Below are 25759 nucleotides of genomic sequence, written 5' to 3' on the forward strand. Positions count from 1 at the left end.
GATCAGCTATAAGGGACGCATGGAGTTCCCCGCGTACCTCGCCACGATGCCGATGCACGCGATCACCGAGATCCACGGTGAGCCCGGTCTGCTGGCCCGCTTCCGGCTGGAGATCGAGGCGTTCGACGAGGCCGCCCGCGACCGGCTGACCGAGGCTCTCGACCTCGCCGCCGACCTGCACCGCGACGACCGGCGGGTCCGCGAGCCGTACCTCAACCACCTGCTCCGGGTGGCGATCCGGATGATGCACCACTACCAGGTGCGCGACGTCGACGTGATCGTTGCGGGGCTGCTGCACGACGCGGTGGAGGACCACCCGGCCGAGCTGGCCGGTGCCGCGGCGGGCGATCCGACGGCGGCGGCGCTGGCCACGCTCACCGCCCGTTTCGGCCCGCGGGTGGCGCGGCTCGTCGCGGCGGTGACCAACCCGGCGTACGACCCGGATCGGGATCGGCACGCGCAGTACCGGGAGCACGTGGCGGCCAGTCTCGACCGCGAGCCCTGGGCGCGGGTGATCAAGGTGTCGGACTTCACCGACAACGGCGTGGGCGTGATCCACACGGTCGGGCCCAAGGTGGCGACCTCGGCCGCCAAGTACCGGCCGCTGGTGCCGGTCTTCCGCGACCTGATCGCCCGGCCGGACACGCCACTGTCGGCGCCGGTCAAGCGGCACATCTTCGCCCAGCTCGACCTCGCCGAGGAGCGGTTCAGCGCCATCCTCGACCAGCCGAACTGACCCGCGGCCGCACGCCCGCGCCGGGTGCTCGACGCCGCCCTGCCGAACGCTCACCGTCCGTAGTCTCACGGCCGAGCACACCCGCCGAAGTGCGATATACCGCTGGGTCATAAATATGACTCAGCGGTATATCGGCTGAGGTTGGTCTGTCGTCCCGCAGAGCCGTGCCGCGCAATGGATGGATGGTCACCCGACGGCACGATCGTGCCGCCCCTCTCGCCTCGGGCGCCCGAACGCCGCTGCCCGAGCGACGCCCCTCAGGTCGGTCCGGCAGCGCGCCGCAGCCGCCATCGAACGAGGAAAGCCGACGTGAGGCCGGATCAACGCCGGAGCCCGGACCGGGTCGGCACGAGCCGGACCGGCATCCGGGCCGGGTCGAGCACAGGGTGAGGTGGCCAGACCAGGTCCGGGGCCCGGGGCAAGGCGGCCGGGCCAAGTGCGGGCGGCGCAGCGGACGGCGCCGGCCGAGGCGGTCAGGTCGCGTCGGAGGGCGGGGCGCCGACGTGGCCGCCCAGGGCGGCGGCGATCCGGGCGCGCAGGGCCGGCAGCCGCTCCGGCTGCTCACGCAACACCACCCGCAGCGTCTCGTGGCCACCGGCGGCGACCGCGCCGAGGACGTCGAGCAACGTGCCGAGCTGGGCGGGTGGCTCGTCGGCGAGCAGGTTCGCCGCGTCCGTGACGACCAGGGTGAGCGGCCCGGTGTCGAGCCGGTCGGCCAGCGCGTCGGCGAGGGCGTCCCAGTTGTGCCCGTACCAGGAGGGCAGCGCCAGGGCGTCGGCGAGCGTCTCGTGCAGGGCCGCCCGGGTCCGGGTGGCCGGGCCGGGGACCGGCACGCCGGCCGGCGCGGACGCCGCCTGACCGTCCAGCGTGAGCCAGGCCGGCGGCTGCGGGGGCGCGACACCCATGGGTCAGTCCTTTCCGGGGCCGGCGCCGGCCGGGAGGGCCGGCGCCGACGCAACTCAGAGCCGGTAGAAGTTGGCGTAGTGGTCCGGCGAGAACCAGGTCGCCCCGGTGCTCCTGTTGACCACGATCCGGTACGCGTCGCGGGAGGCGTTGCAGGCGCGCGGGTAGACGTCGTACTCGTAGTAGGTGGCGTTCGCGGGCAGCTGCCCCTCGTAGTTGTAGAACCGGCCGCCGGCGAAGTTGCACTGGCCGCCGCTCCAGGAGTACCAGCCACGACTGGTGGGGAAGCTCTTCGCCGACCAGCCGGAGCGGGCCGTGCGGGCGTCGGCGCAGCGGGACATCGTGCACGAGCTGTAGACGGCGGCCCCGGCCGGCTCGGCCAGCCGGGTGGAGACGGTGGACGGGGCGACGAGCGCGGCGGCGGCCACGGCGGTGACCAGGGCGGACGCGGTCAGGGCCCGGCGGACGCGGGTGGCGACGGCGCGGAACGGGGTCAAGGGATCCTCCTTGAGCGAGCCGGCTAGACATCGATCAACGTCGTCCGATGGTCGGCGCTCAGTCTGCCGAGGATCCTGCCCGGCGTACAGTCCCCGTCCGGCGTCCACACCCCGAATCACGGGTGAACACGCGATGGCGGGTGCGGACGGTTCCCGTCCGCACCCGCCGCGTGGTCAGCGCGCGAACGCCTGGAACTCGGCGATCCGCACGTTCTGCGCCTGTGGGCTGGCCGTGGCGCAGTCGGTCGCCGCCCGGGGGTCGGCGTCCTGCTCACCGGCGTAGTCCGGCGCGCCGGTGCACTGGTTGGTCAGCACCTCGACCCGCAGGTGGGTGGCCTTGGTGCGCGGGATGTCGAACGACCGCAGGATCAGCTCCGGCGCCCGGGGACGCGGCGCCACGGCCGGGAAGGCGTCCGGCCGGCTGGTCCAGACCGGCCGGAAGTCGGCCGCGTCGGCGCAGGTCACCGATCCCTTCGCGGTGCACGCCAGGACCCGGAACCGGCGCAGCGCCGAGTACCGGTTCTGGGTGCCGGCGTCCGGGTCACCGGCGACCGGCGGGCGCAGCATCGCGCTGACCTGCACCCGGCGTACCTGCTGGAGGCCGCCGGCCAGGTCCACGGTGACCTGCCGGCCGGCGACCGGCGCGCCGAGCGACGCCCAGTTGGTGGCCTCGTCGTCGTCGGCGATCTGCGGCAGGTTGATCCCGTCGCCGCCGACCGTCGCGCCGGCGGTGACCGAGGCCAGGTTGGGCCGCAGCGGCACCGCCAGCGTCCGGTTCTGGCCCGCCCTGACCGTCACCGGGCCGATCCGGGTGTGCCCGTACCCGGGCGCTCGGACCACGAACTCGTACGTGCCGGGCACCAGCTCCACCCGGTCGGTCAGCGGGGTCGCGGCGTCGGTGTCCGCGACCGGCACCGCCCGCGCCTGGTAGCGCCCGACGTACAGCTGGGCGCCGGCCACCGGGCCGCGCTCGCCGATCGGCAGGAACCGCAGCGACCCCTCGCGGGCGTACGGCGAGGTGAAGCCCGGCGTGGGGTCGGGGTCGGTGTGGCCGACGCTGGCCGCGGTCTCACCGAGGCCGCGCTGGGCGAAGGCGTTCCAGAGCAGGTCCTGGTTGTCCCCGCCGAAGCGGATCCGGTCGGCGGCGAGCATCGCGTCCCGGGCGTCGACCATGCTGACCTGGCTGACCGCCATCAGCAGGAACGAGTCGAAGACGAGCTGGATCCAACGCCGGTTGCCCGGACAGGCGGTCACCTCGCGTGCCCCGGTGGCGCAGGCCTTCTGCACGGCCGGCGTGCCGCTGCCCCAACGGCGCATCATGGCCGCGCGGATGTCGGTGTTGGTGGCGCTCCAGAGCTCGCCGGAGGCGTGCACCTGGAGGCCGACGAGGTCGTAGTCGACCGCGCCGTAGTTGAGCGGGCTGGCGCTCATGTTGTAGTTGCGGATGCCCGCGTTCGGGTCTCCGGTGGTGTACTCGCCGATGGTGAAACCGCGCCGGCCGGGTGCGGCGTACCCGTGCTCGTAGAGGTATTCCATGGCGAGCTGGTCCGACCAGCTCTCGCTCATGCCCTGCGGCGAGCTGACGCCGGCGCTCGGGCCGGCGATCATGCGGTTGGTGACCGCGTGGCCGTACTCGTGGGCGATCACCGACATGTCGAAGTCGCCGTCGACGCAGGGCGCGTAGAACGACCCGGCGACGGGCTGCCACAGGTACATGTTGGTGGTCGGGGCGACGCCGTCCGGCGGCGTGATCTGATTGGCGTTGTTGCGGGCCGCGAACGTGGGCGGGCCCCCACTGACGCCGCCGGCCTGGGCGTTGCCCTGCTCGGCGTCACCGCCGAGGCCCCCGCGGCCGAGGTTGTCCTGCTGGAGGTTCCAGGTCTCCTCGGTGAAGCCCAGGTGGTAGGTCCAGTCGTGCATCCGGTTGTGCATGGCGAACAGGTTGGCCCGGGCCGCATCGATGTCGTTGGCCTGCGGCGAGGCGAACACCTCCGGGTCGCAGCGCCGCTCCTGCCACTGGTTGGTCCACGGGTACGCGTAGACCCGGTCCGGCCGGGGCGTGGCGGTCTCGGTGCCGACGCTGAACGGGTCGTTGCTGAACCAGTTCTGTACCGCGATCGCGTTGTTGCCCTTGGTCGTCGTGGTGGACGCCCCGGTCGCCGGGTCCACGTCCCACGCCGGGTGCCCCGGCACGCCCACCACCTCGCGGCAGCCGGGTGCCGGCGTGGCGCACCAGCGCACCCGGGTGTCGACCGAGGACCGGTCGACCCGCGGCGAGTTCGGGAAGACCTCCCACGAGGGGTGCTCGGCGTCGTGGTCGATCAGGTCCTCGCGGACCAGCACGCCGCCGTCGCGGGCGTCCACGTAGGTGGAGTAGGCGGCCGGGTCCGCGCCGGTGGTGTCCGCGCCGAGCACCACCTCCCACGCCGCGCGCGGCCCCCGGTCCGCGGTGGGCACCGCGACCAGCGAGGTACGCATCACCCGCGCGTCTGACCGGCCGGCGTCGGCGATCGCGACCCGCCGGGCCTGCTCGGCGTCGATCGTGGCCGCCGCCGGCGTCCCGGCGTCGCGCGCCAGCGAGGAGCTGACGTGCCACACCGCCCCGTCGCGTACGCCGATCGCCAGCATGCCGTCGACGGCGGCCGGCAGGTCCCCGAAGCGCTGCCGGAACAGCACGGTCGCGCCCTGCCCCATCGGCGCGACGGTCAGCTGCTCCAGGCCGGCGGCGCCCTCGGCGGTCAGCCCGAGCACGTCCCGGTTCGCCGTCACGTAGGCGCGGGCGGCGGCCGCCGGGTCGGCCGGCAGGCCGGTGGCGAGCGGCTTGCCGGTCGAGGTGAGCGTGGCCGGCGTACCGAAGTCGGTCCAGCGGACCCGGGCGCCCAGCGCGGCGGCCCGGTCCCGCTGCCGCTCGGTGGCGGCGACTCGGCCCTTCCGGTTGTCCTTGGCCTTGTTGTCGTGCCGGTCCCCCGGCAGGTGGTCGGGTGAGGCCTGGGTGGCGGTCTCCTCCCGGGGTGCCGCCTGACCGCCGGCTGCGGCGGTCAGGACCATGCCGGCTGCCATGAGCAGCGCGGTGGTCCCCGTCAACGCACGGGATGGTGTGCGCACGGTCCCTCCTGTCATCGTCGAACGGCGATGTCCGTTCCGCCATCCGACCAGGACGATCGACGCACCGACACCAGCCAAACATCCATTAATGACAGTCTGTCTATGGCTGCCCCGAGCCCGCCGCTCTCCGGTCCGCCGGGCGTCGCCGTGCGATCGCCACCGGCTCCGCCCCACCGGAGCCCGGCAGCAGCTGCCTCACCTGCGCCACCGAGCCCCCGCGGACGCCGAGGCTCCGCCGGGCCGCGTGGTAGAACCGGTCGCGCCCCACGTCGGCCCGATGGATCAGCCCGGGCACGTCGGATGGCGGGCGGGGCAGGGCACGCGCCGCCGACTCGATGTCGCGGACCGCGTGCCGCCACTCGGCGGCGGCCTCGACGGTGGCCTCGTCACCGAGCAGGAGCACCGCCTCCCAGGCCAGTGTGTGCCGGACGTCCGCCTCGGCGAGACGGGCCAGCCCTTCGGCCCGGTCGAGCGCCGGCCGCCGCGCCTCCGGACGATGCTCACCGAGCATCTGGGTGGCGACGGCGTGGATCTCGTTGACCGCTTTCGTCAGCTCCACGTACGCGTCGAGGCGTCGCTCGTCCCAGCGGACGGTCTGGCTGCGCCGCCACCGGGTCCGTTCGTTCAGGCTCGTGACGAGCATCGTGCCCGCCGTACCGACCAGGACGCCGAGAAGCGCGGGCAGTTGCGTCGCCAGGTTTCCCCACACGCTCATCGGCCCCGCCCTCCCCGCTCCGGCGCGAGGAAGTCCGTGACCGCCCGGCGGAACTCCTGCGGCTGCTCGACCCAGGGCAGGTGTCCGGCCCCGGCGATGCTCACCCGTCGACAGGTGCCCAGCGCCCGGTGCAGCGAGTCGACGCCCCACCGGGGACGGATGTCCTCGGCGCCGTCGACGATCAGCACGGGCACGTCGAGCGCCCGGCACCGCTCGGCCAGTTCGGCGCTGACGAGCTCCCGCTTGACCTCCGCGTTGACGGCCCGGTTGCAGTCGCGGTTGAGACCCAGCCAGGGGGTGGCCATCCGCTCGGCGTCCCGCAGGGCGGTGTCCGGGTCGGCGAAGTCGGCCGACCACTGCAGGACCGCCCACTCGCGTTCCTCCTCCGGCGTGCGGTCCCGGGAGCCGAGCGCCTCCCACCGGGGCCGGTGGTCCCCGAGCCGCGTCCGCAGGTTCCGCTCGTAGTGCGGGTGCCACCCGCGGTCGGCGTCGATGCCGGTCCCGGAGACGTAGATCAGGTGGCTGACCCTCTCGGGGTGGTCGAGGGCATACCGCAACGCCAGGTGCGCGCCCCACGAGTGCCCCAACAGGGCCGTGTGGGGCCCGGCCAACTGGTCACGAACGGCATCGAGGTCGGCGACGGAGCGGGCGACGGTGTACGGCCCGCGTCGCTGCGAGCGGCCACAACCACGCTGGTCCCACCGGGTGACGCGGGCGCGGTCCTCGAGCAGTCGGGCGACCGGGCCGAGGTGGTCCCAGAGGCCCGGGCCCCCATGACAGAGCACCAGCGGAGGCCCGGATCCGGTCTGTTCGGCCCACAGGAGACAGTCGTCGTCGGTGCGCACGGTGACGCTCATCGCCGACAGTATGACGGCTCACCCGGTGCGCTCCGGTGTCTCCGTTCTCGCCGGAGCGCGGCCCGACCGGCCCGCAGGGTGGTCGGGCCGTCCGCGCGGCGGCCCGCTCCGGCCGGCTCCGGTTGTTAGCGTGGATCGCGGATCGCCGCACACGACGGTCCGTTCACCCCTCGCCCGGCCGTCCCGGAGGCCCTGTCCGTCCCGGGCCGACGGCTGCCGCCCGGCGAGAGGGGGTGCGATGACCGGCGTGCCGGAGGACTCCGGTCCGACCGACCGACGGCCGAGGCCCGGTGAACCCGTGGACGGCTGGCGACGGCGCTGGGCCGACCGGGCTCGCACCCTGGGCGGCGCGGCCCGTTCGCGGACCCGCCGGTTCTGGGCCGGCGCGCAGCCGACGCTGCGGCAACTGTGGTGGACCGAGGAGCCGGCGACGTCGGTGACCACCGTCGACCGGCGCTTCCCCGAGCCGCTGGTGGTGCCGGCGCAGGGCCAGGTCTACGTGTTCCTGGTGCGCGTCACGTTCACCTGGTCGTCGGAGACCGCGCGACCGGAGCTGTTCGGCTGGTACGTCGACTACTTCCAGCCGCAGGCGACCCAGCGGTTGCACCGGCTGGCCGTGCGGTGCTCGGTGGAGGTGCCGCCGCACCGCCCGCGCGAGCTGCACACGGCGTTGTCGGCGGCGTTGGCCGAGGACGACCCGCCCCCGTGGACGTACGCGCGGGGCGAGGTGAGGTTCACCTGCGAGCCGGACGTGACGGTGCACCTGGACGAGCGGGTCCGCCGGCTGCTCCAGCCGTACTGGGAGCAGCGCATCGCGCTGGAGTGCGAGCGGGACCTGGCTCGCCGGCGCAGCGAGTACGCCCAGGAGCGCGACCGGCGCGACCCGGCGGAGCCGGGCCGAACGGGTGGGGGCCGGCGCAACCCACCGGAGCCGGGCCTGACGGGCGAGAGCCGGCCGACGGGCGAGAGCCGGCCGGCCGGGGAGCCGGCGCGACCGTCGGAGGGAACTTCGGCGGCACGGCGCGGACCGCGACCGGGCACGCCGGCGGAGGCGTTCATGCCGCTGGAGCCGCTGCTGCCCCCACCCGCCCCGCGCCCGGCCCCCGGCCAACGCCCACGCTCCCTACCCCCGGACGAGCCGAGACCCCACAAGCCCTGAACCGACGTCAATCTTGGAGTTGTGGCACCTCCGATACCAGTCGAACCCGACATCCGAGGCACCACAAGTCCAAGATCGCCGAGTCGAGCGGAGCCGAGCCAGGCCGAGGCAGGCCGGGGCCGGAGACTGGGCGGGGTCAGCCGACCAGGGTGGCGTAGCGGCCCCGGTGGTCGAGCAGCGTGTCGTGGGTGCCGGACTCGACGATCCGGCCGTGGTCGAGCACCGCGATCCGGTCGGCGTCGCGGACCGTGGACAGCCGGTGCGCGATGGTCACCACGGTCCGGCCCCGGGCCAGCTCGTCCAGCGCCCGCTGCACCGCGCGCTCGGTCTCGGTGTCCAGCGCGCTGGTCGCCTCGTCGAGCACCAGGATCCGCGGGTCGCGCAGCAGCGTGCGGGCGATGGCGAGGCGCTGCTGCTCGCCGCCGGAGAAGCGGTGGCCGCGCGAGCCGACCATGGTGTCGTACCCGTCGGGCAGCGCGGCGATCAGGTCGTGGATGCGCGCGGCGCGCGCGGCGACCTCGATGTCGGCGTCGGTGGCGTCGGGCCGGGCGTACCGGAGGTTGTCCCGGACGGTGCCGTGCAGCAGGTAGGTCTCCTGGCTGACCACGCCCACGACGGCGGCCAGGTCGGTCAGGCGCAGGTCGCGCAGGTCGATCCCGTCGATGGTGATCCGGCCGGCGTCCGGGTCGTGCAGCCGGCTGAGCAGCGCGGCAAGGGTGCTCTTGCCGGAGCCGGTCTCGCCGACCAGGGCCAGGCTGGTGCCGGCGGGCACGTCCAGGCTGACGCCGGCGAGGGCGGCGGTGTCGCTGCCCGGGTAGCTGAAGGTGACGTCCTCGACGCGCAGGTGGCCGCGGACCGTGGCCGGGTCCAGCGGCGCCGGGCGGGCCGGTTCGGCAACCTCGACGGGCAGGTCGAGGTATTCGAAGATGCGGGCGAACAGAGCCAGCGAGGCGGTGAGCGTGACGCCCACGTTGAGCAGGCCCATCAGCGGCCGGAACAGGTTGCCCTGCAACGCGGTGAAGGCGACCAGGGTGCCGATGGTGAGCGTGCCGGCGGTGCCGGGCAGGCCGGCGCCGAGGTAGATGACGGCGGGGATGGCCGCGAAGACGACGGTCATGGCGGCCATCCGCCAGCGGCCGGCGAGCTCGGAGCGCAGTTCCAGGTCGACCAGGCGGGCCGAGGAGGCGGTGAACCGGTCGACCAGGGCCGCGCCGGTGCCGAGTGTCTTGGCCAGGCGTACGCCGCTGACCGACAGCCCCTCCTCGATGGTCACGGTGAGGTCGGCCAGCTCCCGCTGGCGCTGGGCGGTGATCTCCCGGCGCAGCCGGGCGACCCGGCGGGTGAGCCACAGCGCGGGCGGCAGCACGACCGCCGAGACGAGGGTGAGCCGCCAGCTCAGCGCCAGCATGGCGATGGTGGTGGCGACGACGGTGGTGAGGTTGGCCGCGATCGAGGTGGCGGTGGAGGTGACCACCGCCTGCATGCCGCCGATGTCGTTGGTGATGCGCGACTGCACCTCGCCGGTGCGGGTCCGCACGAAGAAGCCGATCGACTGCCGCTGGAGGTGGGCGAACACGTCGGTGCGCAGGCGGTGCATGACCTCCTGACCGACGCGGGTGGAGATCCAGGTCTGGGCGACGCCGAGCACCGCGGTGACCGCGGCGACCGCGACCATGCCGGCGACCAGCCAGGCCAGCAGCGTCAGGTCACGGTCGGGCAGGGCCCGGTCGATGACGGTACGCAGCAGGAACGGCGAGGCCATCGCGATGACGGAGGACGCCACGATGATCGCCACCACGGCGGCGAGCGGGCGGCGGTGGGTGGTGAAGAGGCCGCCGATGCGGCGCAGCGAGACGTCGCGGGCCTGGGCCTTCTCGGCGGCGGACACGGTTCGGCCGGCTCTGCGGCCGTCGGGGGTGCGATCCAAGGGGGTGCTCCTCTGTTCCGGCGATGATACTGAGGTTACCTCATCATGAGGGAACAACAGGAGTTGCTGCTACCGTATTCCCGTGACCGGCAGCGACGAGGAGAGCCTGGCCGAGACGTTCTGGGCGGTGGCCCGGCGGCTGCGCCACCAGACCAAGGGCGCGCTGGAACCCTGGGAGATCAGCCCCGGGCAGGCGCGGGCGCTCGGTGTCCTGCTGCGGCACGGCGCGCTGCGGCCCGGGGCGCTCGCCGAGCACCTGCGCATCGCGCCCCGCTCCGCGACCGAGGTGGTCGACGGCCTCCAGGAGCGGGGGCTGGTCGAGCGGCGCCCCGACCCGGGCGACCGGCGCGCCACGCTGGTCGCGCCGACCGCCGAGGGCGACCGGGTCGGCGCCGCGATCCGGGCGGCCCGGGCCACCGAGGCGGAGCGCTTCTTCGGCGCGCTCGACCCGGACGACCGGGCGGAGCTGGCCCGGATCCTGCGCCGGCTGCGCGAGGAGTAGACCGCCGGGTCAGCCCCGGCCCGCGGTGAGCAGCGCGCGCAGCGTACGGGCCATGGCGGCGCGGGCGGCCTCGACGTCGAGCCCCATCGCGTCGCGCATCATCGACCAGGCGGCCCAGGTGCAGGCGACGGTCACCGCGTCCAGCAACTGCCCCCGGCCCGGCCCGGCGTGCGCCAGCTCGGCGCCGAACACCGCCTCGATCTCCTGCCGGACCCGGGCGATGGCCGCCTCCCGGTTGCGCCGCAGCTGCGGCGAGAACGGCTCCCGCAGCGCCGACGCGCGGGCCGAGGGCGCCAGCACCTCCAGCATCCGGGCGCGTTGACCGCTGAACTCGGCGATGCGGGTGTTCAGCGGCAGCCCCGGCGCGACCGGCCGCCAGATCGCCGCCTGCCGCTCGCCGATGCGCCGCCCGGTGGCCGCGAACAGCGTCTCCATGTCCTTGAAGTTGGTCCAGAGCGTGCGCAGCGACACCCCGGCCCGCTCGGCGATCCGCTCCCCGGTGGGTCGCAGGTCGCCGGCGTCGATCAGCGCCAGGTGCGCCTCGACGATGGCGGCCCGGGTCCGTTCCGCCCGCGCCGCCCGGCCGTCCACCCGGGCCGGCGGGTCGGTATCCACCTCGATCATGGGACGGCTCCCCCGTTCTCGACCATCGGCGGCCACTCTACGGGCGCGCCACCGGGCGGCCGGCACCCGGCCGCCCGGCACACGTGCTGGTCAGGCGGTCGGAATGGCGTCCGCCGGCGGGGTGGTCGGCGGCTCGGTGAACTCGGTGACCGGGGCGTCGCCGTCGTCGGTGGTGTACGTGGGACCGAAGTACGTCTGGGCGCCGCCGGTCACCCGGCTCAGGCGTACCCCGCTGTAGCCGGCGTGCACGTTCTCGGCGTACCGGAAGGGGGTGAGGCCGGGCCCCCGGAAGCCGCCCTTGCGCACGGCCTCGACCAGCTTCTCCCGGGTGGGTTCGGGTCCGGCGGCGAGCATCGCCTGGACGAAGGTGTACGCCATCGAGTAGCCGTAGATCGCGTTGCCGTCGACCGGGTTGCCCGCGTTGTACTTCTGGTGGATCTTGGTGAACTCCTGGATCCACGGGTTGGTGGTGTCGCCCACCATGGGCAGGTAGTTGTCGGCGACCATGCCCTCCAGGATCACCTTCTTGTCGCCGAGCTGGGCCGACAGCGTGGTGTAGTCGGCGCCCACGTTGGACACCACCCACTGCGCCTTGAAGCCCTGCCCGGCGGCCTGCCCCATGGCCAGCGCGGTGAAGCCGGGGATGCTGGCCGAGATGACCACCTGGCAACCGGCCGCCCGCAGGGCGCCGATCGCGGGCCCGACCTGCTGGTTGGTGGTGGTGTACGTCTGCTTCGCCGCCACCGGGCCGAGGACCTGCTCCACCCCGGCCAGGGAGTCGCGGCCGAAGTCGTCGTTCTGCCCGAAGTGGCAGACCTTGGCCCCGGGGAACTCCCGCTTGACCCAACTGGCCAGGATCTTGCCCTCGACCGTGTAGTCGGGCTGCCAGCCGAACGTCGTCGGGTACTTCTCCGGCTGGTTCCAGTTGCGGCTGCCGGAGGAGACGAACAGGTCCGGCACCTTCTGCGTCTTGACGAACTCCAGCACGTTGGTGTGCGTCGGCGTGCCCAGCCCGCCGAGCAGCGCGAAGACCTTGTCGTCGAGGACCAGCTTGCGGACCACGTTCTCGGTGTTGGCCGGGTTGTAGCCGTCGTCCATGACCTTGTAGACGATCTTCCGGCCGTGCACCCCGCCCTTGCTGTTGACGTGCTCGAAGTAGGCCTTGGTGGCGGCGGAGATCTTCGAGTAGCCGGGCGCGGCGGGGCCGGTGAGCGGTTGGTGGGTGCCGATGACGACCTCGCCGTCGGTGACGCCGGGGACGTTCTCGGCGGCCTGCTTGGCGTCGTCGGCGCAGGCCGTCGACGCGGCCAGCAGGGCCAGGCCGGCGGCGGCCGCGAGAACGCGACGGGTGGTGGGGCGCATGGTTCTCCAATCCGGTGCGGGTGGGTGGGACCGGTGGATCAGCGGTCCGGCGCACGCCGGACGGTGGCGCGCAGCCGGGTGGCGAGGGCGCGGACGCCGGCCTGCAGGCCGCCCGGGGCGGCGAGCATGACGACGATGAGGACCAGGCCGAACACGGCCAGCGCGAGATTGCCCTCCAGCCGCTGGGCCAGCGCGGCGGGCAGGTCGAGGTGGTCGGTGAGCAGGCCGGGCAGGTCCTGGAGGGCGACCAGCAGCAGCGCGCCCCAGACCGCGCCGGCCAGGCTGCCCAGGCCGCCGATCACGATGGCCATGAGCAGGAACAGCGACAGGTCCAGCGGGAACTTGCCCGGGGCGACGGTGGCGGTGAGCACCGCGTAGACGCCGCCGCCGAGCCCGGCGCAGGCGGCGCTGACCACGAACGCGAGCACCTGGGTGCGGGCCACCGGGATGCCGGCGAGCCGGGCCGCCACCTCGTCGTCGCGGACCGCGCGCAGCGACCGGCCGAACCGGCTGCGGACCAGGTTGGCCAGCAGCACCATGGTCAGCAGCGCGGCGGCCAGCGCGATCCAGGCCAGCCAGCGTTCCGGCTGGAAGTACGCGCCGAGCGCGGCCGGCGGGTTCTGCGCCGGAAAGCGCAGCCCCTGCTCGCCGTTGAACACCCCGGTGAAGATGGTGGTCACGGCCGGCACCAGCGTGGCCACGGCCAGCGTCACGCCGGCCAGGTACGGCCCGCGCAGCCGGGCCGCGGCCAGCCCGACGACCAGCCCGCCCAGCGCGGTCACGGCCACGGCGGCCAGCAGCGACCCGGGCAGGACCCACCACCCGCGCACGCCCCGGTCGTCGAACCCCTGCTGGACGAGGGCGACGGTGTAGGCGCCGGTGGCCATCAGCGCGCCGTGGCCGAGCGAGAGCTGCCCGTTGAGCCCGACCAGCACGGTGTAGCCGGCGGTGACGCAGAGGAACGCGCAGACCCGCGCCACCTGGAGGTTCTGGTAGGGCGGGAGCTGGTTGGTCAGCAGCACGACGAGCGTGCCGGCGAGCACCGCCACGGCCAGGTGCCGCAGCAGCGTCGCCGAGCGCGGGCCGGCGCCGCCCGGCGCGCCGGGCAGCAGCCGGCGCAACGCCGACGGCGGGACCGGTTCGGTGCGGGTGGTGGTCACACGTGCCTCGCTCTCGCCGCGGAGAAGAGCCCGCCGGGGCGGACCAGCAGGACGGCCAGCAGCAGCACCAGCACCGCCAGCGGCGTGGTGTCCGGTCCCAGGTAGCCGGTGACGTAGGACAGGATCAACCCGACCAGCAGGCCGCCGACCACCGCGCCGACCGGGCTGTCCAGGCCACCGACCACGGCGGCGGTGAACGCCACCACGAAGACCAGGTCCATGGCGTGCGGGTGCAGGCCCAGGCCGGTGGGGACGACGAGCATGCCGGCGAGCGCGCCGACCCCGGCGGCCAGCGCCCAGCCCAGGGTGAGCATCCGGCCGACGCTCACGCCGAGCAGCCGGGAGACCTCGGGGGCGAACGCGGCGGCCCGCATCCGCAGGCCGACCGGTGTCCGGGTGAACAGCAGCGCGAGCAGCACCACGACCGCCAGCGCCGCGCCGAGCACCCAGAGGTCGTACGGGGACAGCGCCGCGACCCCGCCGATGGTGAGCGCGTCGGTGTCGAACGGGGTGGCCGCCGGCCGGTAGCCGTTGCCGAAGACCATGCCGAGCACGGCCTGGATCAGCAGCACCAGCCCGAGCGCGACGATCACCTGGTTGAGCGGGCCGGCGGAGCCGACGAAGCGCATCAGCACCCGTTCCACCAGCGCGCCCAGGGCCAGGCCGGACAGCACCGCGGCGGCCAGGCCCAGCCAGTAGGAGCCGGTGGCCCCGGCGACCGCGTAGCCGACGTAGGCGGTGGCGACCGCCATCGCGCCCTGGGCGAAGTTGACCACCCGGGCGGCCCGCCAGATGAGCACCAGCGCGAGCGCGAACGCGGCGTAGACCGCGCCCGCGGCGAGCCCGTCGAAGGTGAGGAACCAGAACCGCTGCATCCGCGACCCTTCCCGCTCGCCGGTCAGAACCCGAGGTACGCGTGCCGCAGCCGGTCGTCGTCGCGCAGCCGGTCCGCCGGGGCGGCGGTCACCACCCGGCCGAGCGACATGACGATCCCCTGGTCGGCGACGGAGAGCGCGGTGCGCACGTTCTGCTCGACCAGCAGGACGGTCATCCCCCGCTCGTCGCGCAGCCGCCGCAGCAGCGCCATGATCTGCGCGGTCACCCGGGGAGCCAGCCCGAGCGACGGCTCGTCGAGCAGCAGCAGCCGGGGCCGGGCGATCAGCGCCCGGCCGATCGCGAGCATCTGCCGTTCCCCGCCGGAGAGCTGGTGTCCGAGGTGGTCACGCCGGTCGGCCAGGGCCGGGAAGAGCGCGTACACCTCGTCCTGGGCGCGGCGGGCGTCGGCCCGGTCCCGCCGCCACAGCCCGCCCAGGCGCAGGTTCTCCGCCACGGTCAGCTCGGTCACCACGCCGCGTCCCTCGGGCACGTGCGCCACCCCGCGCCGGACCAGGTGCTCCACCCGGACGCCGCGCAGGTCCTCCCCCGCGTAGCGGATCCGGCCGCCGGTGGGCCGCAACAGACCCGACAGCGTCCGCAGCAGCGTGGTCTTGCCGGCGCCGTTGGCGCCGAGCACGGCGGCGACGGTGCCGGCCGGCACGGTGAACGCCACGTCCCGCAGCACCGGCACCGGGCCGTAGCCGGCGCTGAGCGCCTCGACCTCCAGCACCGCGGTCATGCCGTGCCCCCGGCCGGCACGTCGGCGCCGAGATAGGCCTCGGTGACCCGGGGGTCGTCGCGGATGCGCTCCGGCGGCCCGGCGGCGATCACCCGGCCGAAGTCGAGCACCACCAGCTCGTCGCAGACCGACATGACCAGGTCCATGTGGTGCTCGACGAGCAGCACGGCGCAGCCGTCGTCGCGCTCGGGCAGGGCCCGGACCAGGTCGGCCAGCTCGGCCACGTCGTCGGCGCCGAGCCCGCCGGCCGGCTCGTCGAGCAGCAGCAGGCGGGGCCGGGCGATCAGCGCGCGGGCCAGCGCGACCCGCTTGCGCACGGCGTAGGGCAGAGTGGCCGGCGCGGCCCCGGCGTGACGGTCGACGCCCAGCTCGGCGAGCAGGTCGAGGGCCCGGGCGCGCAGCCGCCGCTCGTCGCGGTCGCTGCGGGGCAGGCCGAACAGCGCGGCGGCGAAGCCGGCCCGGGCGTCGTGGCTGGCGCCGGCCACCACGTTCTCCAGCACGCTCAGGCCGGGGAACAGGCCGACGCCCTGAAGTGTGCGGGCGATGCCGAGGCCGGTGAGCCGGTGCGGGCGGGGCCGGAACGGCCGGCCGTCCAGGGTGAGCGCGCCCGCGTTGGGCCGCACGAAGCCGCAGACCACGTTGAACAGGGTCGTCTTGCCGGCGCCGTTGGGGCCGATCACGCCGACCACCCGGTCGGGCGGCACCCGCAGCGAGACGTCGTCCAGCGCGACCAGGCCGCCGAAGTGGACGCCGACGTGGTGCAGCGCCAGACCGGAACCGTCGTTGGGGGTGGCCGGTGGGCTCATCGTCACCTCGTCGGGTCGACGGCGCGCGGACGATCTATTTACATCGGGAGTGTACTTTTCTCCGGACGTTCGTCAATGCCCCGGCAGCCGGTCCCGGGCCCGGCCGAGGAACGCCCGTTCCGCCTCGTTCGCGGTGCCGGCGATCGCCGCCTCGTACGCGGCCCGGGCCTGCACCGGCCGGCCCAGCCGTCGTAGCAGGTCGGCGCGCACGACGTGCCACACGTGGTAGCCGGCCAGGTCCAGTCGGTCCACAGCGGCCAGCGCGGCCGCGGGTCCGCGGACCTCGGCCAGCGCGACCGCCCGGTTCAGCGCCACCACCGGCCCGGGCGCACGCGCCGCCAACTGGTCGTAGAGGGCGAGGATCTGCGTCCAGTCGGTGCCGGCGGCGGTGGCCGCGTCGGCGTGCACCGCGTTGATCGCGGCCTGGATCTGGTAGGGACCGGGCCGACCCCGGCGCAGGCACCGCCGTACCAGGTCCTGCCCCTCGGCCACCAGCGCCCGGTCCCACCGGTCCCGGTCCTGTTCGGGCAGCGGCACCGGCACCCCGTCCGGCCCGGTCCGGGCGGGACGCCGCGCCTCGACCAGCAGCATCAGCGCGAGCAGGCCGAGCGCCTCCGGCTCGTCCGGCATCAGCGCCACCAACAACCGGCCCAGCCGGATCGCCTCGGCGCCCAGTTCGGCGCGACCGAGCCGCTCCCCCGCGCTGGCGGTGTGCCCCTCGTTGAAGATCAGGTAGACCACGGCGAGCACCCCGCTCACCCGGTCGGGCAGGTCGGCGTCGCGGGGCACCCGGTACGGGATCCCGGCGTCGCGGATCTTGGCCTTGGCCCGGACCAGGCGCTGGGCCATGGTCGGCTCCGGCACCAGGAACGCCCGGGCGATCTCGGCGGTGCTCAGGCCGCCGAGCAGACGCAGCGTCAACGCCACCCGGGCGGCGGCGCCGAGCGCCGGGTGGCAGCAGGTGAAGATCAGGCGCAGCCGGTCGTCGGTCACGGGCCCCTCCTCGGCGGGCGGGTCGACGGCGTGCAGCAGGGCGGCCTCGGCGTGCCGGGCGGGCCGGGTGGACTCGCGCCGCAGCCGGTCGATCGCCCGGTTCCGGGCGGTGGTGACGATCCAGCCGGCCGGACTGGGCGGTGGCCCGTCGACGGCCCACCGCCGAACCGCGACCGTGAACGCCTCCTGGACCGCCTCCTCGGCGAGGTCGATGTCGCCGAGGAGACGGACCAGGATCGCCACCGCGCGGCCGTACTCCGCGCGGAAGACGCGTTCGACAGCGGTCATCCCTCGCCCTGGAACGGGCGCACCTCGATCGGCAGCGTGGTGGCGCGGGCGTAGCGGCGACCCCAGTCGAGCGCCGCGTCAAGGTCGGGCGCCCGGATGATGGTGACGCCGCCCAGGTACTCCTTGCCCTCGGTGAACGGCCCGTCGGTGACCAGCACCTCGTCGCCGTCCGGGCGCAGCACGGTGGCGGTCTCCGGCGCGTGCAGCCCGTCACCGAACACCCAGCAGCCGGCCTCCCGCAGGTCCCGGCCGATGGCCTCGACCTCGCGCATCACCCCGGCCAGGAACTCCGGGTCCGGCCGGACCGCGCCGGTCGGCTGGTACATGCTGATCAGGTACTGCCTCATCGGCTCCTCCTCGTCCCGGGCGGCCCGGTGCCGCCCTTCACCCTTCACACGAACGGCGGACGCCGGTTTCGACACGCCGGGCGCGGGAGAATCCGGCCGGGATCCGGGTATGCCGGGCCGTGCGCGGCGGCCGGGTGATCGTGGTGGGGGCGGGGTTCTCCGGCCTGGCCTGCGCGCTCGCCCTGGACGCGGCCGGCGTCGAGGTGTCGGTGCTGGAGGCCCGGGACCGGGTGGGCGGGCGGACGCTGAGCCGGCCGCTGCCCGGCGGCGGCTGGCTCGACCTGGGCGCGCAGTGGATCGGCCCCACCCAGGACCGGATGTACGCGCTGGTCGCCGCGTACGGCCTGGAGACGTTCCCGTCGCCCGCCCGCGGCGCGTCGACGCTGCTGCTGGCCGGGCGGCCGGCGGCCGGGCAGCCGGCCGGGCTGACCGGGCTGCTCGACCGGCTCGACGCGCTGGCCGACGGGCTGGACCCGGCCGCGCCGTGGCGCGCGGACGGCGCCGCGGAGTGGGACCGGACCACGCTCGGCGGTTGGCTCGCCGCCACCGTGCCCGACCCGGTAACCGCCCGCTACGCCGGCCGGCTGCTGGCCGGTGGCCTGCTGGCCGCCTCGCCGGACGAGGTGTCGCTGTTGCAGCTGCTGTTCTACCTGCGCAGCGGCGGAGGAACCCGGTCGCTGCTGGGGATGGCCGGTGGCGCGCAGCAGGACCGGATCGTCGGCGGCCCGGCCGCGCTGGCCGAGCGGATGGCCGCCGCGCTGCCGCCGGGGTCGGTGCGGTTGGCCGCCCCGGTCGACGCGATCGTCCAGGACGCCTCCGGTGTGCGGGTCCGGGCCGGGGACGAGGCGCACCACGCCGACGCGGCGGTGGTGGCATTGGCGCCGGCCCTGGCCGGCCGGATCCGGTACGACCCGCCGCTGCCGGCGCTGCGCGACGGGTTGACCCAGCGGATGCCGATGGGCTCGGCGTTCAAGGTGCACGCGCTCTACCCGGAGCCGTTCTGGCGGGCCGACGGCCGCTCCGGCGTGGCCACCACGGACACCGGTCCGCTCACCGAGACGGTGGACAACTCGCTGCCCGGCCGCGCGGGCGGGGTGCTCACCGCGTTCAGCTACGGCGCGCAGGCCCGGGCACTGCGCCGGCTGTCGGTCGGGCAGCGCCGGGACGCGCTGTGCGACGCGCTGGCCGCGCTGTTCGGTCCCGCCGCCGCCCGCCCCGACGACCTGGTGGAGTACGACTGGTCGGCCGACCCGTGGACCCGGGGCTGCTTCTGCGGCATCCTGCCGCCCGGCTCGTGGTGCGATTTCGGCCCGCAGCTGCGGCCACCGGTGGGCCGGCTGCACTGGGCCGGCACGGAGACCGCGACCCGGTGGAGCGGCTACCTGGAGGGCGCGGTGACGGCCGGCGAGCGCGCCGCCGCCGAGGTACTCGCCGGGCTCTGAACACCCCGAATCCAGAGAAAATCTTCGATGCCTCTATTGAAAAGTTTCTCCGTCCTGTGACCTAATGTTGACAGTTCCTTTCGCCATACTCCCGCCGCCCGCGAGGCGGCAACCCCCAGGGAGGAAACATGCACCGTTCGATGCGATCGGCGCTGCGCGCGGCCGGAGCCGCGCTGCTGGCCACCGCCACCGTCGCCGCCGCGGCCCTGCTCGGCGCGGCCCCCGCCCACGCCGCCCCGGCCGGACTGCCCGGGATGGACGTCTCCAGCTACCAGGGCAACGTGAACTGGTCCGGCGCCTGGGCCAACGGGGCCCGGTTCGCCTACGTCAAGGCCACCGAGGGCACCTACTACACCAACCCGTACTTCGCCCAGCAGTACAACGGCTCCTACAACGTCGGGATGATCCGCGGGTCGTACCACTTCGCCCGACCGGACACCACGAGCGGCGCCACCCAGGCCAACTACTTCGCCGACCACGGCGGCGGCTGGTCCAAGGACGGCCGGACGCTGCCCGGCGCGCTGGACATCGAGTACAACCCCTACGGCGCCACCTGCTACGGGCTGAGCCAGGCGTCCATGCGCAGCTGGATCGCCTCGTTCGTCAACCAGTACCACGCCCGCACCGGCCGGTGGGCCACCATCTACACCACCACCGACTGGTGGAGCACCTGCACCGGCAACACGTCGCAGTTCGCGGCCAACAACCCACTGTGGATCGCCCGCTACTCCAGCAGCGTCGGCACGCTGCCGGCCGGCTGGGGCACGTACTCGTTCTGGCAGTGGGCCTCCTCCGGCACCTTCCCCGGCGACCAGAACGTCTGGAACGGCACCCTGGACCGGCTCCGGGTGCTGGCCTGCAACGGACCCTGCTGACCCACTCCGGCGGGGCGGGCCGCACCGGTCCGCCCCGCCGTCCGTACCCGACGAGGAGGTCCCGATGTCCGTTCCCCTCCCCCGGCGGGCCGTGCTGCGCGGCGCGGTCCTGCTCGGTGCCGCCGCCGGCGCCGGCGCGCTGGTCCAGGCCGGTCCCGACCGCGACGCGCGGGCCGCCGCCGCGCGCGTCGACCAGCCCACCATCGCCAACTGCGCGACCTGGAGCGCCCGCCCGCCCTCGTCGCCGGTGAGCGTGGTGCAGAGCCGGCCCAACAAGATCATCGTCCATCACACCGCGTTTCCGAACACCACCGACTACAGCCTCGCCCAGGCGTACCGGAACTCCCGCGACATCCAGAACCTGCACATGGACACCAACGGCTGGCTCGACTCCGGCCAGCACTTCACCAACAGCCGGGGCGGCCACCTGACCGAGGGACGTCACGGCAGCCTGTACGCCCTGCTGCACGGGCAGACCATGGTGCAGGGCGCGCACTGCGTCGGGCAGAACAGCCAGGCCATCGGCATCGAGAACGACGGCATCTATCTGGACGTGCAGCCGCCGCAGGCGCTCTGGGACAGCCTGGTCGCGTTCTGCGCGTTCACCTGCCAGCAGTACGCCATCGCGCCCACCGAGATCTACGGGCACAAGGACTTCAACAGCACCCAGTGCCCCGGCCTGCTGCACGACCGGCTGCCGGAGCTGCGCCGCACCGTCGCCGCCCGGCTCGGCGGCTGAACCCGGCGTACGTGGGGCGCCCGGGTGCGACGGGCGCCCCACGTGGCCGCGCTCAACCCACCGGCACCCGCGGCGGCGCCTGGTCGGGTCGCCGGTCCGACCGGCCGGGCCGCCACCAGTTCGCCCGACCGAGCAGGGCCATGGTGGCCGGCACCAGCAGTCCCCGGACCACTGTGGCGTCCACCGCCACCGCCACCGCCATGCCGAGACCGAACATCTTGATCACCGGGTCGTCCTGGAGCACGAAGCCGGCGAAGACGGTCACCATGATCAGCGCGGCCGAGGTGATCACCGGGCCGGTCCCGGCCAGCCCCTCCCGGACCGCGGTGCGGTTGTCGCCGGTGACCAGCCAGGACTCCCGCACGGCGGTCAGCAGGAACACCTCGTAGTCCATGGAGAGCCCGAAGAGCAGGGCGAACAGCATCATCGGCAGATAGCTCTCCACCGGCACGGGGCCGGACAGGCCGGTCAGACCGACACCCCAGCCCCAGGCGAAGACCGCCGTCAGGACGCCGTAAGCGGCGCCGATCGAGACCAGGTTCATCACCGCCGCCTTGACCGCGACGACCGGCGCCCGGAACGCCGCGTACAGCAGCGCGGTGGCCAGGCCGACCACCACCGCGATGACCCACGGCATCCGCTGCCCCACCCGGTCGGCGAGGTCGACCCGGGTGGCGGTGGCGCCCCCCACGTGCGTCGTCACCCCCGGCGTGTCGACGGCCCGCAGCGTCCGCACCAGCGCGGCGGTGGCCGGATCGCTCGGCGCGGTCGTCGGATATGCGGTCAGCACCACGACGCGCCCGCCGTCGGCGGGCCGGGCCGGGGTGACCCGGGCGACGCCGGGCGTGGCGGTCACCCGGGCGGTCAGGCCGTTCACCCGCGCGTCGACGGCGTCGGCCGGCGGGTCCAGCTCGGCGACCACGGTGAGCGGCCCGTTCACCCCCGGCCCGAAGCCGGCCGCGAGACGGTCGTAGCTGGTCCGCCCGGCGGTGCCGACCGGCTCGTCGCCCGGGTCGACCTGGCCCAGTCGCAGGCCGAGGGCGGGCGCGGTCAGCACACCGAGCAGCAGCAGCGCCAGGATCGCCCAGCGCAACGGCGCGCCGGTGACCCGGTCGGCCTGCCGGGCCCAGCCGCTCCGGCGACCCGCCGCCGTCCCGTCGGGGGCCGACGGCCGGCGGCGGATCCGCAACCGGTCCAACCGGTGCCCGAGCACTGCCAGCAACGCCGGCAGCAGGGTCACCGCGCCGGCCACCGCGACCACCACCACCAGGCCGGTGGTCCAGCCGAGCGTGCCGAGGACGGGCACGCCGGCCACCGCCAACCCGCCGAGCGCGACGACCACCGTCCCGCCGGCGAACACCACCGCGCTGCCCGAGCCGGCCACGCTGCGGGCGACCGCCTCGTCCACCGGCACGCCCTCGGCCAGCAACCGGCGATGCCGGGTGACCAGGAACAACGCGTAGTCGATACCGACACCGAGACCGACCATGGTGGCCAGCGTCCCGGCCACCGACGGCACCGCGACCAGATGCCCGGCCAGTCCGACCGCGCTGACCGCGCAGGCCAACGTGAACAGCGCGGTGACCAGCGGCACCGCCGCGGCCACCAGGCCCCCGAACGCGACCAGCAGCACCAGCGCGGCGACGGCCAGCCCGAGCACCTCGCTGTCCCGTGACCCGCCGCGTTCCGCGGCCGAGGCGAGCACGCCGCCGGGCGTCACCTCGATGCCGGCCGCCTCGGCGGGAGCGGCCGCCTCGGTGACCGCGCCGGCGAGCGCCTTGTTTACCTGGCGCGGCGACACGTCGAGCCGCACGGTCAGCCAGCCGGTGCGCCCGTCCGCGCTGAGCGTGCCGGCGGCGGCGGCGATCCCGTCGACCCCGGTCACGTGTGGCACCTCCGCGATCTCGCGGCTCACCTGCGCCAGGACGCCCTGCCGGGCCGCGTCGTCGAGCCGCCCGGAGTCGACGTGCAGCACCAGTTGGCCGCCGGTGCCACCCCCCTGCCCGGCCCGGTCCAGCAGGCCCCGCGCCACCTGGGCGTCGCTGCCGGGCAGCGCCACGTCGTTGTCGACCGGCCGGCCGAGGGCCGCCGCGGCGCCGACCAGCAGCACGGCGAGGATCAGCCAGACTCCCAGCACCGTCCGGGGCCGGCGGGCGCAGAGCCGGCCGAGCCCGCCCATCAGCCGGTGCACCCGACTGCCGTCGTCGACCCGCATCATGCTCCTCCGCAATGCGCGCCGGCGCGGCCCTCGGCCGCCGGCATTGTGAGTTCGTGTCCCTCGACCCGGACGAGGAGCCCATCGCCGGTGGCCGTCACCGCCCGGTAGGACAGGCCGTCGGGCAGCGTGGGCAGCTCACGCCCGAGGTCGGTGCTCCCGCCGAGCCGGTCGAGCAGGGCGCCGGCCGGCCGCCGGATCCCGAAGACCTCCACCTCGGTGGGAGCGAGGACGAGACGCCCGCCGGTCAGGGTGGGGCGGACCAGCAACGTGACCGGGACGGCGCGCGCCTGCGTCTCGATGCCCAGCTGACCCTCGGCGTAGCGGTACCGCAACGGACGCCCCGCCGCCTCGGTGGGCAGCGCCTCGTAGCCGACGAGCACCGACACCGCCGCGGCACCGATCCGGGCCGGTCCGTCGCCGGTGCGGACGTCGCGCAGCTCGGCGTCGGCCCGGGCGACCCGGAGACCGCCGGCCCGGACGTCGGCGACCGCGATCCGGAGCCGGTCCAGCCGGCCGCCGAGGACCTGCGGCAGCACCGGGAAGCCGCCCAGCTCGACCGAGGGCCGGGGCACCCCGGCCGCGCAGGCCACCCGATCGGCGAGCCGCCCGGCGACCAGCCGGGCCGCCGCGCGGTCGGCGACCACCGCCGCCAGGACGAGGAACAGGACCGCCGCCGCGCTCACCAGCCGACGGCGTGTGGATTTCCGCATGGCGCGAGCACACCAGGGCCGGCTGGGTGTCCGACCGGAGGTGGATGAGAGAACGTCAAGAATCCGCGCCGGGCAACCGGAACCGCACCCTCGTGCCCGCCCCCTCGGCCGTCTCCAGGCCCAGCTCGCCGTCGTGGGCCGCGACGATCTCGGCGACGATGGCGAGCCCCAGCCCGCTGCCGCCGGTGCCGCCGTGGCTGAACCGGTCGAACGCCCGGGCGGCCAGTTCCGGCGGCATCCCCGGCCCCTCGTCCCGGACCGCCACCTCGACCCGGTCGCCGCGGCGGCGTACGTCCACCACCGCCGGGGTGCCCGCCGGGGTGTGGGCGCGGACGTTGGCGAGCAGGTTCGCCAGTACCTGGCGCAGCGCGTCGGCGTCCCCGCGCACCGTCGCGACGGGTGGGGCGGTGACCCGTAGCGGCCGGCCGGGCTGCACCGCCAGGGCGTCGGCGACGGACTCCCGGGCCACCTCGGCCAGGTCGACCGGCTCCCGGCCGAGCCGGGGCTCGGCGTCGAGCCGGGCCAGGTAGAGCAGGTCGTCGAGGATGCGGCTCATCCGGGTCGCCTCCTCGTCTCCCCGGCGCAGCACCTCGGGCCGGCGGGCCGGCTCGACCATGTCGTGGCGCAGCAGGTGCAGGTAGCCGCGGATCGAGGTCAGCGGCGTGCGCAGCTCGTGCGAGGCGTCCGCGACGAAGGTGCGCAGCCGCTCCTCCGAACGCGCCCGGGCGGCGATCGCCGACTGGAGCCGGGCGAGCATCCCGTCGACGGCGCGGGTCAACCGCCCCACCTCGGTCCGCTCGCTTCCCTCGACCGGCACCCTGCGGTCCAGGTCGCCGCCGGCGATCGCGGTCGCGGTGCCGGTGATCCGGTCCAGCGGACGCAGACCCCGAACCAGCAGCACGCGGGCGAAGCCGGCGAGCAGCAGCAGCACGATCAGCCCGCCGGCCAGCTCGACCAGGACCAGCCGGCGCACCGTCTCGCGCACCGGCGCGAGCGGGAGCGCGATCAGCACGACCGCGTCGCCGGCCCGCACGGTGACCGCCCGCCACGTCCCCGCGTCGAGCGTCGTCGCCGGACCGGCGCCGCCGTCGGCGGGTGGGGCCGGGGCCCGGTCCAGCAGCGCAGCGGCCGGCGGCGACGCGCCGAGTCGGGTCAGCGTGCCGTCCGGATGCCGGATCTCCACCAGGTAGTCGGAGGGCGCGACGACCGCGCGGGCCGCCCCGCCGGGCTCACGCAGCAACGACCCGACCCGCTGGGTGGCCAGCGCCGCGCCGGCGCGGAGCTGGTCGTCGGTGCGGTCCAGCAGGTACGCGCGCAGGCCGGCGGCGCTCACCACGCCGGCCACCAGCAGCGCCACGGCGGTCAGTGCCACCATGCCGGCGAGCAGGCTGCGCCGCAGCGGCACCCGGTTCATCCGCCGGCCCGCAGCGCGTAGCCGAACCCGCGCTGGGTGACGATCAGCGGTGGACCGAGCGGGTCCAGCTTGCGGCGCAGGTAACCGACGTAGGTGTCGACCACGTTCGAGGCGCCGCCGAAGTCGTAGCTCCACACCGCCTCGAGGATCTGGGTGCGTGACAGCACCCGACCGGGATTGAGCATCAGGTAGCGCAGCAGCTTGAACTCCGTCGGCGAGAGCGCGAGCACCTGCCCGCCCCGACGGACCTGGCAGGTCTCCTCGTCCAGCTCCAGGTCGGCGTAGCGGAGCAGGCCGGCGGCGTCTCCGGCGTCGGGACCGATCCGCCGCAGCACCGCCCGGACCCGGGCGACCAGTTCGTCGACCGAGAAGGGCTTGGTCACGTAGTCGTCGCCGCCCCACGTCAACCCGGCGATCTTGTCCCGGGGCGCGTCGCGGGCGGTGAGGAAGACGATGCCGAAGCGGTGCCCCGCGGCGCGCAGCCTCCGGCAGAGCGCGAAGCCGTCGTCGTCGGGCAGCAGCACGTCCAGCACCACCAGCTGCGGGGACCGCTCGGCGGCCAGCCGCTCGGCGTCGCCGGCGGTGCCGGCGGCGACCACCTCGAACCCGTGGAACCGCAGCACCGTCGCCACCATGTCGACGATGTTCGGCTCGTCGTCGACCACCAGGACCGTCGTTGCCATCGGAGCCAGCAGAGCACAGTTCGATGAGAGTTCGATGAGAATACAGTGATGGCTTATATAAGCTGGGCCTGATATAAAAAGG

23 protein-coding genes and 1 pseudogene are annotated in these 25759 nt (G+C 74.8%); 6 read left to right on the forward strand and 18 right to left on the reverse strand.

Going from position 1 to position 25759, the window contains the following annotated elements:
- Positions 1–19: 19 nt before the first annotated feature.
- The gene (locus O7600_RS05805) at positions 20–736 is read left to right on the forward strand and encodes an HD domain-containing protein (protein ID WP_281592648.1); all 717 of its coding nucleotides are present in this window, start codon (positions 20–22) and stop codon (positions 734–736) included.
- A 473-nt stretch (positions 737–1209) separates the two neighbouring features.
- On the opposite strand, the gene O7600_RS05810 is transcribed toward O7600_RS05805, so the two are convergent.
- The 5 genes from O7600_RS05810 to O7600_RS05830 form a co-directional block, all read right to left on the reverse strand.
- Positions 1210–1641, reverse strand: coding sequence for a barstar family protein (locus tag O7600_RS05810; protein ID WP_281592649.1), 432 nt, complete (start codon positions 1639–1641; stop codon positions 1210–1212).
- A 54-nt stretch (positions 1642–1695) separates the two neighbouring features.
- Positions 1696–2136, reverse strand: a complete 441-nt coding sequence (locus O7600_RS05815; protein WP_281592650.1) for a ribonuclease domain-containing protein — start codon at positions 2134–2136, stop codon at positions 1696–1698.
- Between the two features lie 174 nt (positions 2137–2310).
- On the reverse strand, positions 2311–5220 hold the full coding sequence (locus tag O7600_RS05820; protein ID WP_281592651.1) for a M36 family metallopeptidase: 2910 nt from the start codon (positions 5218–5220) through the stop codon (positions 2311–2313).
- A 121-nt stretch (positions 5221–5341) separates the two neighbouring features.
- A complete protein-coding gene (locus O7600_RS05825; protein ID WP_281592652.1) occupies positions 5342–5956 on the reverse strand; it encodes a hypothetical protein in 615 nt (204 codons plus the stop codon).
- Positions 5953–6813: an alpha/beta hydrolase gene (locus tag O7600_RS05830; RefSeq protein ID WP_281592653.1), complete on the reverse strand. Its 861-nt coding sequence runs from the start codon at positions 6811–6813 to the stop codon at positions 5953–5955. Before O7600_RS05830 ends, O7600_RS05825 begins: the two co-directional genes overlap by 4 nt.
- 298 nt (positions 6814–7111) lie before the next feature.
- Between O7600_RS05830 and O7600_RS05835 the strand changes: the two genes are divergently transcribed.
- The gene (locus O7600_RS05835; protein ID WP_281592654.1) at positions 7112–7972 is read left to right on the forward strand and encodes a hypothetical protein; all 861 of its coding nucleotides are present in this window, start codon (positions 7112–7114) and stop codon (positions 7970–7972) included.
- A 136-nt stretch (positions 7973–8108) separates the two neighbouring features.
- On the opposite strand, the gene O7600_RS05840 is transcribed toward O7600_RS05835, so the two are convergent.
- Positions 8109–9899 (reverse strand): ABC transporter ATP-binding protein, encoded by a 1791-nt coding sequence (locus O7600_RS05840; protein ID WP_281592655.1) that lies wholly within the window; start codon positions 9897–9899, stop codon positions 8109–8111.
- Positions 9900–9981: 82 nt separating this feature from the next.
- On the opposite strand from O7600_RS05840, the gene O7600_RS05845 reads away from it, so the two are divergent.
- On the forward strand, positions 9982–10401 hold the full coding sequence (locus O7600_RS05845; protein WP_281592656.1) for a MarR family transcriptional regulator: 420 nt from the start codon (positions 9982–9984) through the stop codon (positions 10399–10401).
- Between the two features lie 9 nt (positions 10402–10410).
- Here the strand turns inward: O7600_RS05845 and O7600_RS05850 are convergent, their stop codons facing one another.
- From O7600_RS05850 to O7600_RS05885, 8 genes are all read right to left on the reverse strand, one after another.
- The gene (locus O7600_RS05850) at positions 10411–11025 is read right to left on the reverse strand and encodes a TetR/AcrR family transcriptional regulator (protein ID WP_281592657.1); all 615 of its coding nucleotides are present in this window, start codon (positions 11023–11025) and stop codon (positions 10411–10413) included.
- A gap of 90 nt (positions 11026–11115) precedes the next feature.
- A complete protein-coding gene (locus O7600_RS05855; protein ID WP_281592658.1) occupies positions 11116–12387 on the reverse strand; it encodes an ABC transporter substrate-binding protein in 1272 nt (423 codons plus the stop codon).
- 38 nt (positions 12388–12425) lie between these two features.
- A complete protein-coding gene (locus O7600_RS05860) occupies positions 12426–13547 on the reverse strand; it encodes a branched-chain amino acid ABC transporter permease (RefSeq protein WP_281592659.1) in 1122 nt (373 codons plus the stop codon).
- Complete coding sequence (locus tag O7600_RS05865) at positions 13544–14422, reverse strand: branched-chain amino acid ABC transporter permease (RefSeq protein WP_091574067.1); 879 nt, start codon at positions 14420–14422, stop codon at positions 13544–13546. Before O7600_RS05865 ends, O7600_RS05860 begins: the two co-directional genes overlap by 4 nt.
- Positions 14423–14445: 23 nt before the next feature.
- Positions 14446–15162, reverse strand: a complete 717-nt coding sequence (locus O7600_RS05870; protein WP_091574066.1) for an ABC transporter ATP-binding protein — start codon at positions 15160–15162, stop codon at positions 14446–14448.
- Positions 15159–15968 (reverse strand): ABC transporter ATP-binding protein, encoded by an 810-nt coding sequence (locus tag O7600_RS05875; RefSeq protein ID WP_281592660.1) that lies wholly within the window; start codon positions 15966–15968, stop codon positions 15159–15161. The genes O7600_RS05870 and O7600_RS05875 overlap by 4 nt, the downstream gene beginning before the upstream one ends.
- 72 nt (positions 15969–16040) lie before the next feature.
- Positions 16041–17249 carry a sigma-70 family RNA polymerase sigma factor gene (locus O7600_RS05880; RefSeq protein ID WP_281592661.1) on the reverse strand — a complete coding sequence of 403 codons (1209 nt, stop codon included), beginning with the start codon at positions 17247–17249 and terminating at the stop codon, positions 16041–16043.
- Complete coding sequence (locus tag O7600_RS05885; protein ID WP_281592662.1) at positions 17246–17596, reverse strand: YciI family protein; 351 nt, start codon at positions 17594–17596, stop codon at positions 17246–17248. The genes O7600_RS05880 and O7600_RS05885 overlap by 4 nt, the downstream gene beginning before the upstream one ends.
- 14 nt (positions 17597–17610) lie before the next feature.
- Here O7600_RS05885 and O7600_RS05890 point away from each other — a divergent pair.
- The 3 genes and pseudogenes from O7600_RS05890 to O7600_RS05900 form a co-directional block, all read left to right on the forward strand.
- Positions 17611–19038 (forward strand): annotated as a pseudogene (locus tag O7600_RS05890) (FAD-dependent oxidoreductase); the annotation flags it as partial.
- Positions 19039–19166: 128 nt separating this feature from the next.
- Positions 19167–19913 carry a lysozyme gene (locus O7600_RS05895; protein WP_281592663.1) on the forward strand — a complete coding sequence of 249 codons (747 nt, stop codon included), beginning with the start codon at positions 19167–19169 and terminating at the stop codon, positions 19911–19913.
- A 64-nt stretch (positions 19914–19977) separates the two neighbouring features.
- On the forward strand, positions 19978–20652 hold the full coding sequence (locus O7600_RS05900; protein ID WP_281592664.1) for a peptidoglycan recognition family protein: 675 nt from the start codon (positions 19978–19980) through the stop codon (positions 20650–20652).
- 52 nt (positions 20653–20704) lie between these two features.
- Here O7600_RS05900 and O7600_RS05905 read toward each other — a convergent pair whose 3' ends face one another.
- From O7600_RS05905 to O7600_RS05920, 4 genes are read right to left on the reverse strand one after another with little or no spacing between them, the layout of a single operon-like run.
- Positions 20705–22867, reverse strand: coding sequence for an MMPL family transporter (locus O7600_RS05905; protein ID WP_281592665.1), 2163 nt, complete (start codon positions 22865–22867; stop codon positions 20705–20707).
- A complete protein-coding gene (locus O7600_RS05910; protein WP_281592666.1) occupies positions 22867–23580 on the reverse strand; it encodes a DUF2993 domain-containing protein in 714 nt (237 codons plus the stop codon). The genes O7600_RS05905 and O7600_RS05910 overlap by 1 nt, the downstream gene beginning before the upstream one ends.
- 55 nt (positions 23581–23635) lie before the next feature.
- Positions 23636–24994, reverse strand: a complete 1359-nt coding sequence (locus O7600_RS05915; RefSeq protein ID WP_281592667.1) for a HAMP domain-containing sensor histidine kinase — start codon at positions 24992–24994, stop codon at positions 23636–23638.
- The gene (locus O7600_RS05920) at positions 24991–25677 is read right to left on the reverse strand and encodes a response regulator transcription factor (RefSeq protein WP_281592668.1); all 687 of its coding nucleotides are present in this window, start codon (positions 25675–25677) and stop codon (positions 24991–24993) included. Before O7600_RS05920 ends, O7600_RS05915 begins: the two co-directional genes overlap by 4 nt.
- Between the last annotated feature and the right edge of the window lie 82 nt (positions 25678–25759).

Origin of the sequence: Micromonospora sp. WMMA1998 (assembly GCF_027497375.1) — a bacterium.
Lineage (GTDB): Bacteria > Actinomycetota > Actinomycetes > Mycobacteriales > Micromonosporaceae > Micromonospora > Micromonospora sediminicola.

Excerpts from the sequence above, each read along its gene's own strand:
- O7600_RS05830 (WP_281592653.1), bottom strand. The coding sequence starts at position 6,813 with ATGAGCGTCACCGTGCGCACCGACGACGACTGTCTCCTGTGGGCCGAA.
- O7600_RS05870 (WP_091574066.1), bottom strand. The coding sequence starts at position 15,162 with ATGACCGCGGTGCTGGAGGTCGAGGCGCTCAGCGCCGGCTACGGCCCG.
- O7600_RS05855 (WP_281592658.1), bottom strand. The coding sequence starts at position 12,387 with ATGCGCCCCACCACCCGTCGCGTTCTCGCGGCCGCCGCCGGCCTGGCC.
- O7600_RS05905 (WP_281592665.1), bottom strand. The coding sequence starts at position 22,867 with ATGCGGGTCGACGACGGCAGTCGGGTGCACCGGCTGATGGGCGGGCTC.
- O7600_RS05885 (WP_281592662.1), bottom strand. The coding sequence starts at position 17,596 with ATGAGGCAGTACCTGATCAGCATGTACCAGCCGACCGGCGCGGTCCGG.
- O7600_RS05810 (WP_281592649.1), bottom strand. The coding sequence starts at position 1,641 with ATGGGTGTCGCGCCCCCGCAGCCGCCGGCCTGGCTCACGCTGGACGGT.
- O7600_RS05875 (WP_281592660.1), bottom strand. The coding sequence starts at position 15,968 with ATGAGCCCACCGGCCACCCCCAACGACGGTTCCGGTCTGGCGCTGCAC.
- O7600_RS05915 (WP_281592667.1), bottom strand. The coding sequence starts at position 24,994 with ATGAACCGGGTGCCGCTGCGGCGCAGCCTGCTCGCCGGCATGGTGGCA.
- O7600_RS05850 (WP_281592657.1), bottom strand. The coding sequence starts at position 11,025 with ATGATCGAGGTGGATACCGACCCGCCGGCCCGGGTGGACGGCCGGGCG.
- O7600_RS05900 (WP_281592664.1), top strand. The coding sequence starts at position 19,978 with ATGTCCGTTCCCCTCCCCCGGCGGGCCGTGCTGCGCGGCGCGGTCCTG.
- O7600_RS05865 (WP_091574067.1), bottom strand. The coding sequence starts at position 14,422 with ATGCAGCGGTTCTGGTTCCTCACCTTCGACGGGCTCGCCGCGGGCGCG.
- O7600_RS05920 (WP_281592668.1), bottom strand. The coding sequence starts at position 25,677 with ATGGCAACGACGGTCCTGGTGGTCGACGACGAGCCGAACATCGTCGAC.
- O7600_RS05895 (WP_281592663.1), top strand. The coding sequence starts at position 19,167 with ATGCACCGTTCGATGCGATCGGCGCTGCGCGCGGCCGGAGCCGCGCTG.
- O7600_RS05910 (WP_281592666.1), bottom strand. The coding sequence starts at position 23,580 with ATGCGGAAATCCACACGCCGTCGGCTGGTGAGCGCGGCGGCGGTCCTG.
- O7600_RS05805 (WP_281592648.1), top strand. The coding sequence starts at position 20 with ATGGAGTTCCCCGCGTACCTCGCCACGATGCCGATGCACGCGATCACC.
- O7600_RS05825 (WP_281592652.1), bottom strand. The coding sequence starts at position 5,956 with ATGAGCGTGTGGGGAAACCTGGCGACGCAACTGCCCGCGCTTCTCGGC.
- O7600_RS05880 (WP_281592661.1), bottom strand. The coding sequence starts at position 17,249 with ATGACCGCTGTCGAACGCGTCTTCCGCGCGGAGTACGGCCGCGCGGTG.